Origin of the sequence: Asticcacaulis excentricus (assembly GCF_003966695.1) — a bacterium.
Taxonomy (GTDB): domain Bacteria; phylum Pseudomonadota; class Alphaproteobacteria; order Caulobacterales; family Caulobacteraceae; genus Asticcacaulis; species Asticcacaulis excentricus_A.
The window spans coordinates 124805-138808 of sequence record NZ_AP018828.1 but is presented as its reverse complement, the minus strand read 5'-3'; the positions used below and the strand labels follow the sequence as shown (position 1 = coordinate 138808).

At 61.7% G+C, this 14004-nt stretch carries 13 protein-coding genes; 10 read left to right on the top strand and 3 right to left on the bottom strand.

Annotation, left to right across the window (positions count from 1 at the left end):
• Positions 1 to 136: 136 nt before the first annotated feature.
• Complete coding sequence (locus EM6_RS11700) at positions 137 to 397, top strand: GlsB/YeaQ/YmgE family stress response membrane protein (RefSeq protein WP_126423226.1); 261 nt, start codon at positions 137 to 139, stop codon at positions 395 to 397.
• Between the two features lie 52 nt (positions 398 to 449).
• Here the strand turns inward: EM6_RS11700 and EM6_RS11695 are convergent, their stop codons facing one another.
• Complete coding sequence (locus tag EM6_RS11695) at positions 450 to 1196, bottom strand: FadR/GntR family transcriptional regulator (RefSeq protein ID WP_126423225.1); 747 nt, start codon at positions 1194 to 1196, stop codon at positions 450 to 452.
• Positions 1197 to 1466: 270 nt separating this feature from the next.
• On the opposite strand from EM6_RS11695, the gene manD reads away from it, so the two are divergent.
• The 3 genes from manD (at position 1467) to EM6_RS11680 (ending at position 6579) form a co-directional block, all read left to right on the top strand.
• The gene (gene manD, locus EM6_RS11690; protein WP_126423223.1) at positions 1467 to 2675 is read left to right on the top strand and encodes a D-mannonate dehydratase ManD; all 1209 of its coding nucleotides are present in this window, start codon (positions 1467 to 1469) and stop codon (positions 2673 to 2675) included.
• A 199-nt stretch (positions 2676 to 2874) separates the two neighbouring features.
• Positions 2875 to 4965, top strand: a complete 2091-nt coding sequence (locus tag EM6_RS11685; RefSeq protein WP_126423221.1) for an alpha-glucuronidase family glycosyl hydrolase — start codon at positions 2875 to 2877, stop codon at positions 4963 to 4965.
• A gap of 171 nt (positions 4966 to 5136) precedes the next feature.
• On the top strand, positions 5137 to 6579 hold the full coding sequence (locus EM6_RS11680) for a methyl-accepting chemotaxis protein (protein ID WP_126423219.1): 1443 nt from the start codon (positions 5137 to 5139) through the stop codon (positions 6577 to 6579).
• A gap of 6 nt (positions 6580 to 6585) precedes the next feature.
• On the opposite strand, the gene EM6_RS11675 is transcribed toward EM6_RS11680, so the two are convergent.
• Complete coding sequence (locus tag EM6_RS11675) at positions 6586 to 7518, bottom strand: NAD-dependent epimerase/dehydratase family protein (RefSeq protein ID WP_126423217.1); 933 nt, start codon at positions 7516 to 7518, stop codon at positions 6586 to 6588.
• Positions 7519 to 7591: 73 nt separating this feature from the next.
• Between EM6_RS11675 and EM6_RS11670 the strand changes: the two genes are divergently transcribed.
• The 4 genes from EM6_RS11670 to EM6_RS11655 all read left to right on the top strand — a co-directional run bounded on the left by EM6_RS11670 (position 7592) and on the right by EM6_RS11655 (position 10303).
• A complete protein-coding gene (locus EM6_RS11670; RefSeq protein ID WP_126423216.1) occupies positions 7592 to 8515 on the top strand; it encodes a LysR family transcriptional regulator in 924 nt (307 codons plus the stop codon).
• Positions 8516 to 9018: 503 nt separating this feature from the next.
• Positions 9019 to 9222 (top strand): cold-shock protein, encoded by a 204-nt coding sequence (locus EM6_RS11665; protein ID WP_013480794.1) that lies wholly within the window; start codon positions 9019 to 9021, stop codon positions 9220 to 9222.
• Positions 9223 to 9381: 159 nt separating this feature from the next.
• Complete coding sequence (locus tag EM6_RS11660; protein WP_126423214.1) at positions 9382 to 9642, top strand: hypothetical protein; 261 nt, start codon at positions 9382 to 9384, stop codon at positions 9640 to 9642.
• A 40-nt stretch (positions 9643 to 9682) separates the two neighbouring features.
• Positions 9683 to 10303, top strand: a complete 621-nt coding sequence (locus tag EM6_RS11655; protein ID WP_126423212.1) for a hypothetical protein — start codon at positions 9683 to 9685, stop codon at positions 10301 to 10303.
• On the opposite strand, the gene EM6_RS11650 is transcribed toward EM6_RS11655, so the two are convergent.
• The gene (locus EM6_RS11650; protein WP_126423210.1) at positions 10304 to 11659 is read right to left on the bottom strand and encodes an MFS transporter; all 1356 of its coding nucleotides are present in this window, start codon (positions 11657 to 11659) and stop codon (positions 10304 to 10306) included.
• A gap of 361 nt (positions 11660 to 12020) precedes the next feature.
• Between EM6_RS11650 and EM6_RS11645 the strand changes: the two genes are divergently transcribed.
• On the top strand, positions 12021 to 12845 hold the full coding sequence (locus tag EM6_RS11645) for an alpha/beta hydrolase (RefSeq protein ID WP_232037158.1): 825 nt from the start codon (positions 12021 to 12023) through the stop codon (positions 12843 to 12845).
• A gap of 128 nt (positions 12846 to 12973) precedes the next feature.
• Positions 12974 to 13993: a LacI family DNA-binding transcriptional regulator gene (locus EM6_RS11640; protein WP_126423207.1), complete on the top strand. Its 1020-nt coding sequence runs from the start codon at positions 12974 to 12976 to the stop codon at positions 13991 to 13993.
• The last annotated feature ends 11 nt before the right edge of the window (positions 13994 to 14004 follow it).

Genomic DNA, 14004 nt, shown 5'->3' with positions numbered 1-14004 from the left:
GGTTTTTTGTGGCCGGAGCCTTGCGCGGTTTTTATGCGACGGCCCCACGGCGGCATTTTGGCCTTATCAGACGCGTGAGAGGGTGAACCTCAGTACACGGGCCTTTCGGCTCCTGACTTTTGAGGAGGCTATTTCCATGAACGAGAATTCCATCGGCTGGCTGACAGCCCTGATCGTCGGTGCCTTTGCCGGCTGGATCGCCGAACAACTGATGAAGTCCGAACAGGGTCTGTTCATGAACATCCTGCTGGGGGTCATCGGGGCCGCCGTGGCCAATGGGCTTCTGGCCATCCTCGGCATCTCGTTCGGCGGCGTGATCGGCTATCTGGTCGCCGGTGTCATCGGGGCGTGTCTGCTGATTGCGCTCAGCCGCATGTTGCGGGGCCGCCGGGCGTAACGCGCCTGAAGCTTCAAATGCAAAAAGCCTGCTCCGTAAGGGGCAGGTTTTTTTATGCCTTCAGGAACCGTTTGGCCAGCGCCTTACGCCGCGCCTCACCGGCGGCGCGCGCCTTTTCGACCTCGACCAGTTCGGTCGTGGCCAGGAGGTGCTCGATCACGCGGTCCATGTGCTCACGCATGGCCTGACGCGCCGCGTCGGGCGAGCGCTTTTCCAGCGCCTCAATGATCTGGCTGTGCTCGGCAACACGCGCCTTCATACCCAGATTGGCCGTGCGCGCCAGAATGTTGCGCGCCAGCGGTGAGCGGTAGCGCCAGTCCCACAGATTCTCAACCGACGAGACAATCGCCCCATTGCCCGTCACCTGCGCAATCAGCATGTGAAATTCGCGGTCAGCGCGCTCGGAGACGGCCGGGGACGGATCGTCCATGCGCCGCGCCAGCTTTTTCAGGTCATCAAGCTGTTCATCCGTAATCAGGGTGGCCGCCAACGCCGCCACCTCGCTTTCGAACAGGCGGCGCGCCTCGATCAGCTCAAAGGCACCGATTTCGGAGTCGGACATGGGCAGGGGATCAGGCGACACCGCCTTGACCACGATGCCGTGGCCCTGGCGCGCCTCGATATAGCCCAGGATTTCCAGCGCGATCATCGCCTCACGCAGGGTGGGGCGGCTGACCTTGAACTGCACGGCCAGCTCGCGCTCGGTGGGCAGGCGGTCGCCCGCACTATAGACGCCGGAGCGGATTTCTTCGGCGATGGCGTCGGCGATGCGTTTGTAACGTTTACGATTGTCAGACATGGGACCGTTATCAGGATTCGTCTGGACTATGCCTCATGGCGCTGTATTTTGAAACGGAAAAGACAGGAAGAGGCGCCCGTTTTTGGCCTGACCAATACGGCCACAGGCCTTAACCATCCCCCGCGCACCGTCTGAGCCTTACGATTTTTATGGCTTTTTGGGTCATCCCGGACGATTGAACGTCCGGCGCAACGCAGTTTGTGCTTGCCATCGGGGCAGCGAAACGGCAATAAGGCCGAATAGGTCATACCAATTTAAGGCGTAAGTCTCATGAAGATCGTATCGGCAAAAGTCATCGTCACCTGCCCCGGCCGGAATTTCGTCACCCTAAAGATCATGACGGACGAAGGCGTCTATGGCATTGGTGACGCCACGCTGAACGGGCGTGAGCTGTCGGTCGTCTCCTACCTCGAAGACCACGTGATCCCCTGCCTGATCGGGCGCGACCCGCAGCAGATTGAGGACATCTGGCAATATCTCTATCGCGGGGCCTACTGGCGTCGCGGCCCGGTGACCATGTCGGCCATTTCCGCCGTCGATATGGCGCTGTGGGACATCAAGGGCAAGATCGCTGGCCTGCCCGTCTATCAGCTTCTGGGCGGCCGTTCGCGCACCGGCGTCATGGTCTATGGCCACGCCAACGGCACCAGCATCGAAAACACCATCGAGGTGGCGCAGGAATATAAGGCCATGGGCTATAAGGCCATCCGCCTGCAATGCGGCGTGCCGGGGCTGGCCTCCACCTACGGCGTGTCGAAGGACAAGATGTTCTACGAGCCCGCCGACGCCGACCTGCCGACTGAAAACGTCTGGTCCACCGAGGCTTATATGCGCGTAGTGCCGAAACTGTTTGCCGCCGCGCGGGAAGCGTTGGGCGAAGAGGTCCACCTGCTGCACGACGTCCACCACCGCCTGACGCCGATCGAGGCCGGGCGTCTGGGGCGCGACCTTGAGCCCTATCGTCCCTTCTGGATGGAGGATTCGGTCGTCGCGGAAAATCAGGACAATTTCAAACTGATCCGTCAGCACACCACGACGCCGCTGGCTGTCGGGGAAATCTTCTCGTCGATCTGGGACGCCAAGGACCTGATTCAGAACCAGTTGATCGACTATATCCGCGCCACCGTCGTGCACGCGGGCGGCATTTCGCACCTGAAAAAGATCGCCTCGTTCGCCGAGTTGTACAACGTGCGCACCGGCTGCCACGGCGCGACCGACCTGTCGCCGGTGTGCATGGCGGCGGCTCTTCATTTCGACGTCTCGATCCCCAACTTCGGCATTCAGGAATATATGCGCCATACGCCGGAAACCGATGAGGTCTTCCCGCACGGCTATTATTTCGACAAGGGCGACCTGATGGTCTCCGAAGCGCCAGGCCTCGGCGTCGATATCGACGAAGACCTGGCGGCGAAGTATCCCTATAAGCGCGCCTATCTGCCGGTGAACCGCCTGCAGGACGGCACGCTGTTTAACTGGTAGGCCCTTTTAGACTCCCCCCTGATATCAGGGGGGATACCGCCGGAACGGCGGAGGGGGGTTATGGGGCGTTGAAAACCTAACCGTCTTCGATGCTAAACGCATCGAATCCACCTCCCCTGATTTGGCTTCGCCGAACTGGCGTTTCAGGGGAGGAACTTAAAAACCGCACCCGCAAAGCGGGGTACCACAGGAGGGAACTATGCGTAGGCTTATCCACGCGCTGTGCGCGCTTGTCTGTCTGTTGGCCACCCCGGCCTTTGCCGAGGATGGATACGACCTGTGGTTGCGCTATAAGCCGGTGGCCGGCGCCCAAACCCTCCCTCGCACCGTCGTCGCTCAGGCGGATTCCCCAACGGTCAAGGCGGCGGTAGCTGAACTGCAACGGGGCCTGTCTGGCCTGTCCGGGCACAGGATTTCCGTGACCCAAAATGTTAGCGCTCACTCTGTGGTTCTGACGCGGAATGCGACGCCCGATGCGACGCTGGGCCGCGAAGGCTATGCGATCCGCAAAGGCCGTCAGAACGGTCAGCCGATCGTGCGCATCCGCGCCAACAGCGATATTGGTCTGCTGTATGGCGCTTTCGCCTACCTGCGGCACATCCAGACCGGCACCACCGCCGACACCACCGACGTGCCGAAGGTCAAACTCCGCCTGCTCAACCACTGGGACAATCTCGACGGTACGGTCGAGCGCGGCTATGCTGGCGCATCGTTGTGGGACTGGTGGCGGCTGCCGGACCTGAAGGACCCGCGCTATACCGATTATGCGCGCGCCAACGCCTCCATCGGCATCAACGGCACAGTGCTGAACAACGTCAATGCCAAGGCGGCATCGCTGACCGCGCCCTATCTCGACAAGGCAGCGGTGCTGGCCGACACCTTCCGCCCTTATGGCATCCGCGTCTATCTGTCGGCGCGCTTTTCGGCCCCCATCGAACTGGGCGGCCTAAAGACCGCCGATCCGCTCGACCCCACCGTGCGTGCCTGGTGGAAGGCCAAGGCGGACGAAATCTACGCCAAAATCCCCGACTTCGGCGGCTTCCTCGTCAAGGCCAATTCGGAGGGCCAGCCGGGTCCGCAGGACTATGGCCGCACGCACGAGGACGGGGCCAATATGCTGGCCGAAGCCCTCGGAAATCGTGGCGTCGTCATGTGGCGGGCCTTTGTTTATAAGGCCGAGGTCGCCGACGACCGCCACAAGCAGGCCTATAGCGAGTTCAAACCGCATGATGGAAAATTCGCCCCTAATGTGCTGGTGCAGGTGAAGAACGGCGCCATCGACTTTCAGCCGCGGGAGCCCTTCCACCCCTTGTTCGGGGCCATGCCCAAAACGCCGCTGATGATGGAGTTCCAGATCACCAAAGAGTATCTGGGCTTTGCCACCCACCTCGCCTATCTGGGTCAGTATTACGAGGAAACCCTGCGCGCCGACACCTTTCAGAACGGCCAGAAGGGCTGGAGCGTCGCCCGCGTCGTGGAAGGCGAACATCACGCCCTCAGCGGCATGGCGGGCGTGGCCAATATCGGCACGGATCGTAACTGGTCCGGCTCGCACTTCGATCAGGCCAACTGGTACGCCTTCGGGCGGCTGGCGTGGAACCCGCAAGGCTCGGCGCGCGACATCGCGGCCGAATGGGCGAAGATGACCTTTACCACAGACCCGCGCTTTGTGACGCCCGTCGTCGCCCTGATGATGCGCTCGCGCGAGACGGTGGCCGACTATATGACGCCGCTGGGGCTGCATCACCTGATGGACACCGGCCACCATTATGGCCCCGGCCCATGGGTCGATAATCTGGGCCGGCCCGACTGGAACCCTGTCTATTACCATAAGGCGGACGCCAACGGCATCGGCTTTGACCGCACCAAAACCGGCTCTGATGCCTTGAGCCAGTACGACCCGCAGGCGCAGAAGGCCTGGGCCGATCCCAAAACGATGGATGAGCGCTATCTCCTGTGGTTCCACCACCTGTCGTGGGACTACCGCACGCGCTCCGGCCGCCCCCTGTGGGAGGAACTGGTCCTGACCTATGACAAAGGGGCGAAGGACGCCGCCGCTATGCAACAGACATGGGCGGCGATGAAGCCCTATGTCGATGCCGAACGCTTCGAGGCGATCGCCAGCACCCTGCGCATACAGGCGCGCGAAGCCAAATGGTGGCGCGACGCCTCTATCGCCTATTTCCAGTCGAAGTCGGGCCGCCCCCTGCCCGCCGGGGTGGCGGCGCCGGAAAAGTCACTCGACTATTATAAATCCCTGACCTTCCCCTACGCGCCGGGGCACCATTAAAAAAAATTGAAGGAGATTGTGATCCACGCCCGTTTCTGACCGTATAATCTTGTTAAACTAAATTTAATTCCTTGAATTTCATAAGTTTTTTGTAAGAGCGCCATTCGATTTTAACCAGAGCTTTACCATCGGCGTAACAATGCTACGTTAGAAGTTGCGTAAGGTTTTGCCATGCTCGTTAAATCGAAGTCCGACCACCGCGCCCGCTATGACGCCCTGTCGCGGACACAAGCCATCATCTGCTTCACACCCGATGGGATCATTGAAGACGCCAATGACCGCTTTTGCGAGGCCATGGGCTATAATCGCAGCGAAATCATCGGGCGGCACCACAGCCTGTTCGTCGATCAGGCCTATGCGGCCAGCGACGACTATCGCGCCTTCTGGGCCGATCTGAAGGCCGGACGCTTCCGCTCGGATGAATTTGAACGGCTGGGTAAGGGCGGCCAGCGCGTCACGCTTCAGGCCACCTATTCGCCCATCGAAACCAACGGCCGCGTCACCGGCATTATCAAGATCGCCACCGTCGTCGAAAGCCGCAAGGCGCAGCAGGAACGCATCGCTCGCCTTCTGGAGACGCTGGACAAGCTGCCCGTGCCGATCATGACGTGCGATCCGGATACCTTCGTCATCGACTACGCCAATCAGGCCTCAATCCGCATGTTGGGCAAGATCCAGCAATATATCAACGTCAGGGCCGATGAAATCATCGGTTCCAAGATCGACGTCTTCCACAAGGTGCCGGAGCATCAGCACCGGATGCTGAAGGCAATGGGCAGCGATGGCCATCAGACGACGATCAAGGTCGGGCCGGAATATCTGGAGCTAAAGATCAACCGCATCGCCGGAAGACCGCTGCTCGTCTGGTACGTGGTGACGCACCGCGTGGCCATGGCCAAGGGGATGGAAGATACGGTCGCTGAGATGACGCGCGTCGGCGATGCCGTGACCTCGCAGGCCGGTGAGCTGTCGGGCTATGTCCGCGAAACCATGACCCTGACCGGCACCGTCGCCAATGCGGTGTCGGAACAGGCCACCGCCATCCACGAAGTCGCCATGCGTACCACCGACGTGGCCAGAGAGGCCGAGGCAGTGGAAAGCGCCAGTATCGGCACAAAGCGGCAGTTGGAAGGCCTGACCGGCGCGGTGGGCAGCATTTCGGACGTGGTGTCCACTGTCTCTTCCATCGCCGAACAGACCAAGCTGCTGGCGCTCAATGCCACCATCGAAGCGGCGCGCGCCGGGGCCGCCGGTGCGGGCTTTGCGGTCGTGGCCTCTGAGGTCAAGGCCCTGTCTGAACAGACCGCCAAGGCGACATCGGAAATCGGCAAGCGCATCGAGGCCATTCAGGCCGAAACGCGTAAGACGGTCGATACGGTGTCCGGCGTCATCAACGGCATTGGGCAGATTACGCAACTGGTCAATTCGGTGGCCTCCGCCACCCAGGAACAGCGAGCCGTGGCGCAGTCGGTTGCTGAAACCATGGGCCGTGTGGCCGAATACGCCGAAAATACCGGTAAGTCCGCCGAGAAAGTTGCCGGCATCTCCGATACAGTACGCGCTACGGCTCAGGAACTGAACAGCCGCCTGGCCGAGTTCGTCAAAAAGGATTAGGCTCGATCACCGGCTATAGCTGAGCGCCGTTTGCGGGATACCCACCTCAAACGGCGTCACTTCAAAGCCGAAGCGCTGCCTCAGCTTGTGGCCGTCGATATGGTAGGGGCGGTCGAACAGGAAGCGCATGTCGTGCAGTTCGCGCATAAAGGGCGTGACCAGCCCCAGCACGGGCAGCAGACTTTGCGGGATGGCCTGAATCCGCGCGGGCTGCCCCAGCGCCTCGGCCCCCAGCGCGATCAGTTGTCGCGGCGTGCGCGTCGGCGCGCTCGGCATATGCCAGACCTGTCCAAATTCGCCCACCGGCAGGTCGAGCAGCAGGGCCATAGCGCGCGACACATCCGGAATATAGGCGAAATCGTGCGGCGTATCCGGCGGGGCGATCAGTTGCGCGGGCTTGCCCTGCGCCAGACGCCCGAAGACCAGATCGCCCAGATGGCTGTTGCTGACGCCGGGACCGTAGAAATCCGGCACGCGCAGGGCGCTCATCACCACCTCGCCCTTCGCCGCCGCCGTCTGCCACTGCTCGGAGATGGCGCGACGTACCGCCGGTTTGCCGCCCCAGCGGGCATAGGGCGTCGTTTCCGAAATCGGCTCGTTTTGCGGTCCGTACATATAGAGATTATCGAAGAAGAGCGTTTTCGCGCCGGTCTCACGCGCCGCCTTGAGCAGGTTCGTCATGGCCACGGGCCAGCTTTGCCGCCACACGGCGGTCGAATACTCAAAGCCAATGGTGATGACGATGTGGGTCGCACCGCGCGTCACGGCCAGCACCGCAGCGGCATCCAGCACATCCGACGCCATAAAATCGACGCCCGGCGGCAGGTCTTTGGGGCGCTTGCGCTGCGTGATCAGGGGCCGACGGCCTTCGGCGACCAGACGTTCGGTAAGGCTGCGGCCACCGGGACCGTAACCGAAGATGACGATTTTCTCGGACATGGGGAACTCCTGTTGATGTCCAAGGATACCGCCGATTGCACTATACCAAAAATGCATTATTTGTATAAACATTATGCAGAATAAGAATTTAGCCGCTATCGATCTCGACCTGCTGCCGGTGCTTGAGGCCCTGCTGAGGCGGCACAATGTGACCCACGCCGCGCAGGAGGTGGGCCTCAGCCAGCCCGCCGTCAGCCGGGCCCTTTCGCGGTTGCGCGACCTGTTCGACGACCCGCTACTCATCCGCTCCGGCGGCGGCCTGACCCTGACGCCTAGGGCTGAGCGGCTTGCCCCACAGGTGGCGAGCGCATTAGAGGGGGTGCGCGGCCTGTTCCGCGAAGATCGCTTCGACCCGGCGCAGGAAAAGCGCACGATGCGGCTAGTGGCCTCGGATGTGCACACCCTACTGCTGCTGCCCGCCCTGACCGCGCGGCTGGCGCGCGAGGCCCCCGGCATCGACGTTCAGGTCTCGGCCTATGGCCCGGAGACCATCACCCTGATGCAGCAGGGGCGGCTTGATCTCGCCTTCGCGCTGGAGACGACGCCCCTGCCCGTCGGCACCGAGACCCTGCCGCTGGGTTATGACCGGCTGGCCCTGGTGATGCGGCGGGGGCACCCGCTGGCCGACCGGCCCGTCACGCCCGAAGATTATGAGCGCTTCCCGCACGCCGCCATCCGCATTTTCGGCGACGGCCAGTCCGAGCTGGACGCGGCGCTGGCGGCGCGGGGCCTGTCGCGGCGGATCGCCCTCAGCACCCCCTATTTCACCGCGGCGCTGGCCGCCGTCAGCCACAGCGACCTTCTCACCACCGTCTCCGAAGCGCTGGCGCAACGGCTGGCCGAGACGTTTGGTCTGGTCTGCGTACCCTCACCCGTGGCTCCGGAACCGATGCGACTGGTGCTGGTGTGGGACCGCCTGCGCGGCCGCGACCCGGCCCTGATCTGGTTCCGCGAATGTCTGAAAGACGTGGCGGCGGCGGTCTATTCGGTCAGCTAAAGGTCAAAGACACCGAAAAGCCGCAATTAGCGCTTAAGATGTGTTTGTGTCCGGACTGGCGAAGCGCCGTCCCTGACCCTTATCTCCCCTTCTCGTTCTGGCTGCGCCCGCTTCCACGCCGAGTGCGCTCCCACCTTTTAGAGTCCGCCCCTCAGCGGACAGGAACATCATGTACACGTCTCATACCCCCACGGCCGCGAATGGTCGTCACGGTCGCGTTGCGGCCCCCCTTCACCGTGCCTTTGCGAGTCGCATCCCCACCCCGCCCCTGTTTACGCCGGAAGAATTGCGCCGCCTTGTCGCTGAAATGATAGATTGAATAAATAATACGCTCGGATGTCGCTTTTAGAGCGAAAAGTATTTCAAGCTATGCTATAGTAAAATTTCGAAACACAGACCGCTTTGTCTGATTGCCTGTATTGGCCTCTCCCAAGCATTTCTTTTTTCGAACGCCCCGATTTTCGGGGCAGACGGCGCACGTCTATATGCGAACGGAGGCCAACATGGCTGTCGGTATTGTAAAGTGGTTCAACCCGAACAAGGGTTTTGGTTTTATTCAGCCGGATGACGGCGGCAATGATGTGTTCGTGCACATTTCGGCCATCGAACGCGCCGGCTGGCGGATGCTGGTCGAAGGCCAGAAGATCGCATACGAGGTCCAGAGCGACCGCGGCAAGGCGGCAGCGGTCAATCTTCAGGCCGCCTGACTCTGCGAAGCCCGGCGACCCCGCCGGGCTTTTTTATTTGATTTAGAGCGAAATGACTTTGAGTTGAATCGTCATTTCACTCTAAATTTTTGTTTTGTCGCGATGTTTTTGCGGAAAACCGCTCACACTTTTCCGCACATCGCTCCAAGGAGCCTGCACATGACCCCTTTCCGTTCCCCCGCCGACACCTGGGATTCCCTGTGGCCGACCGTGGGTGAGGCCGGGCTGGTCAATGCCCATGTGCCTGCCCGCTTCGAAGTGCGCTTTGACGGTCAACTCTGGCAGGTGCTCAAGGACCGTGAACCCGTGGCGCATCACAGCGAACGCAGCGAGGCTATTCGCGGCGTGCGTCAGGCCATGCAGCGTCTGTTTGCTGCCGGTAAATCGGCACAGTGGCGACTGATCGCGGCCAACGACTGATCCGCCTGTTGTCTGAAATGGTTTTTTGAAAGCTCTCCTCATGACCTATTCGCCCGCTGTGGCTACCACCACCGACGCCCTGTCCGACATCGCCGATCTGGTCGATGCACTGCTGGTGGAGCCGTGGGAGCCGCAGAAGGTGACCGGTCGCCGTCGCGAAGCCTGGGCGCAACTGGCGCCCTTGGTCCTCAACGGCATTAAACTATCGAAATTCGACACGCCCGCCTTTGACCGCCTGATGAACGGCCACATGCCCCTGCTGCGGCGCAGCCGCGACCGCGTCTGGACGGCGGCGCTGTTCGTTGTGGCGGCCGCCCTGTCGCGCTCGGAGCCGGTCGAGTTCAGGCGCTTTCTGTTCAGTCCGCCCTTGCTGAACGAGATGGCGGGCCTGAGCCGCATTATCGACTACATGGTCCGTCTGTACGCGGGCTCGACGGACTTCCGCCCGGAGTTGCGGCGTCAGGTCATCAACCTGATCTTTGATCCGGTGGAGGAGCTGGCGCGTGCCAGCGACCTGAGGCAGGTGGTGGACTTCGTCGCCGCCCGACTGGCCGATATTGACGGCTTTCAGCCCGACCTTTCGGGCATAAGCCTCGACCTGATGGGAGCCGTTCTGGCCGCGCGGCGCGGTGTGTACGACCTGCGCCACCAGATACGTTAATCACTCTTCCAAGGCCGCCCGTCGGCGCGCCAGTTCAGCCGAGACGGCGCTCATGCTGGCCTTGTCGAGCTTATACAGCAGCAGCACAGCGACCGAGATCAGGGCCGCCGCCGCAGGGGCGAGCGACATCAGGACGGTTATGATGCCCTTGGTTTCGACGGTCTGCGGGCCATTGGCGACATAATCGACGGCCTTCAGACCCGCGCCGATCAGGTAAGAGGCCAGCGCTCCGCCCAGCTTTTGCGAAAAGGTCGCCGCCGCATAGGTCATGGCCGTGGCGCGCCGTCCGAAGCGGTATTCCGTATAGTCCGCCGCATCGGCATACATGGCGTAGGCCAGCGGCGATTTCGGCCCCAGACACAGGCCGATCAGTATTTGCACCGCAAACATCAGCCCGATCTGATCCGGCGGGATGACAAAAAAGCTGGCCGAGAGGACAGCGACGGCGCCCATCAGGATCATCATCAGGCGCGGCTTGTCGATCCATTTGGTCATCATGGGCGTCAGGAGCGCACCGGCGGCCAGCGCTACGCCGTAAGAGGTCAGGAACGGCCCGATCAGATCCTCACGCCCCACCACATAGCGCATATAGTAGGCTGAGGTGGCCATACGCAGGGTGATGGTCACCATGATGACCAGAGCCAGGGCAAACAGCACCAGCCACGGCTTGTTACCGAACAGGTCGCGGATGTCGCGCCAGGGGCTGGAGGCCTGCTGTGGCGGCGGGCTGATGCGTTCGCGCGTATTGAGGACGACCAGCGCCATGATGACAACGACCACCACGCCATAGATGGCCATAACGATGGGCCAGCCCTGCGCCGGATTGGCCCCGCCGAAGCTTTTGACTAGCAGCGGCGTGGCATAGGTAACGATTGTGCCGCCCAGAAAGCCGCCGACAAAGCGGAACGCATTGAGCGTGGTGCGGTCCTGCCCGTCGGCGCTCATCACGCCGGACAGGGCGCTGTAGGGGATGTTGGCGACCGTATAGACAATCATCAGCAAATTATAGGTCAGATAGGCATAGACCAGCTTACCGTCATGATCGAAGGGCGGGGTGAAGAAGCACAGCACCCCCAGCACCGCCATCGGCGCGGCGGCCCCGAAAATCCACGGACGAAAACGGCCCCAGCGGCTGCGCGTGCGGTCAGCCACCGCCCCCATCACGGGATCAGTAAAAGCATCGAGGACGCGACTGATCAGCAGCATGGTCCCCGCCGCCAGCGGGTCGAGGCCGAAGACGTCGGTGAAGAAGATCAGCCCGAAGGCCGAAATGGTCGTCCAGTAGAAGTTAAAGCCCAGGTCGCCTGCGCCATAAGCGATCTTTTCGCGCAAGGATAGACGGTCAGTTGCGGCCATTTCGTTCCCCTGTGGTGCCGCGTTTTCGCGGTCTGGCCTATCTGTAGGGCAGTGTTACCCCCTGCGCAAGCGTCGATACGTCAACGTTGTCATGAACTGTTTCAAAAATAGCACAATCTCTAAGGATACTCCATTCTGCCCCGCCACATGGGCTCTGAAAGATAGGGCTCATAAGGCTTTCAATCCGCAGCCTCACGACTTCCCAAGGGCTGGTGTAGCAGGTATCATAGCGCCATTTTCCGCGTCAGTGCGGTCCAAAGGGGACGCTTTAGCCAAGATGGATAAGTTTAACACCTCTGCCTCCAGTGTCGGCAGACCCGCCTCCGTCTTGTCGCGGCGGGTGTTTCTCCTGAGCGCCTCCATGAGTGCTCTGGCGACTGTCGCCTCTGCCTCGACTCAGGAAACAGGTTTCGACGGCGCGGGGATTCCCGTAGACATCGGCAAGGGGTATCGCATCACTTCGCATATTCTGGGCGACACCCGCAGGGTCAACATATCCCTGCCCACCGAATATGCCGATCCGGCAACCGCCCACAAACGCTATCCGGTCCTTTATCTCCTCGACGGCGGCGACGGCTGGCAGGATTTTGCGCACATCGCAAGTATGGTTCAGCAGGGCGGGACATGGGGGGCCAACGCGCCCGTGATCGTTGTCGGCATCGAAAGCAAGGACCGCAAGGCCGAGCTCACCACGCCCTCGACCGATCCAGAGGAAATAAAGACGCTGCCGACCAGCGGAAAGGCCGATCTTTTCCGCCGGTTCATGGTCGAAGAATTGAGGCCTCTGGTCGATGCCGCCTACCGTACAGACGGGGTGAACGCAGTTATGGGTGAGTCGCTGGCGGGCCTGTTTGTGGTCGATACCTTCCTGCGCTTTGGCGGACAGTTTCAGAAATATATCGCCGTCAGCCCCAGCCTGTGGTGGGACTATGGCAATCTGTCCAAAATGTCCGATTCATTTTTGAAGACGAAGACGGCGACGCCGCGAACCCTGTGGCTTTCCATCGGCAATGAAGGCGGCACCATGCAGGCGGGTGTGGATCGTCTGGTGACCGCGCTGCAGAACAACCCGGCCGAAAACATCGTCTGGAGCTATCGTCCGCTCAAGGATGAGAGCCACGCGACCATCTATCACCCGGCGGCAACGCAAGGAGTCCGCTTCCTTTTTCCTGGTGACGCGAAGTAGTTGATATTCTGACGGGTTCAAACGGAACCCTTGGTCCCGACCTATGGGTCATACTCTGCTTGGCCTTTGTCTGGACAGGGGGCAAACCCCACGTTAGGCTTTGAGTTTAATTCCTTTTCGGTCTGCCCGTGTCCCGTATCACCATCGTCGATCTGGCCCGTCTGACGGGCGTTTCCATCAAGACCGTGTCGCGGGTGCTGAACAAGCAGCCGGGCGTGCGGCCGGAAAAGCGCGCTGAGATCGAGGCGCTGATCGCCGAGACGGGGTTCAAGCCCAACCCCGCCGCCCGCGCCCTGTCGGGGTCACGCAGCTATATGATCGGGCTGATTTTTGAACGCCCCGTCACCCACTATTACCAGCATGAGCTTCAGATCGGCGCCCTCAATGCCTGCCATCAGGCCGGCTATCATCTGATTATCGAAGGGGTGGCGGAACTGCGCCACCTGCCGCGCGCGCAGATGAAGGCGCAACTGGCCACCTCGCGCTTTGACGGCGTGCTGCTGGCCCCGCCGGTGTGCGATGATGCGGCCATGATCGACCTGTTCGACGAGCTTGGCGTGCCCGTGGTGCGCATCTCTCCCGTCCAGCATTTCGAGCGCAGCCCCTATGTGTTTATGGACGATGTGGCGGCGGGCTATGAGCTGACGCGCTGGCTGATCGAACTGGGTCACACACGCATCGCCTTCATCGAAAACCTGCGCGGGCGCGGCTCGAACGACAACCGCAAGTCCGGCTATCTGCGCGCCCTGTCCGAGGCCGGGCTGGCGGCGCGACCGGAATGGGTGGTGCGCGGCGATGTGCGGGTCAATAACGGCTTCGATGAGGCCGAGGCCCTGCTGTCTCAGGCCGACCGCCCGACCGCTGTCTTCGCTGCCGCCGACTACATCGCCTTCGGTGCCATGGCGGCGGCCGCCAAGCTGAAACTGTCGGTGCCGCAAGACGTCTCCATCGTCGGTTTCGACGATGCGCCGGGCACCAGCAGCGTATGGCCGCCGCTTTCGACCGTACATCAGCCGATGAAGGGGCTGGCCGAAGAGGCGACGCGCCTGCTTCTGGAGCGCATCAACGGGCGTGACGTCCCGGCGGCGCAACAACTCGACTATTTCATCGTCCGCCGCGGGTCCGCCGCCGCCCCGCGTGAGGGGTAAAAACCACTGCG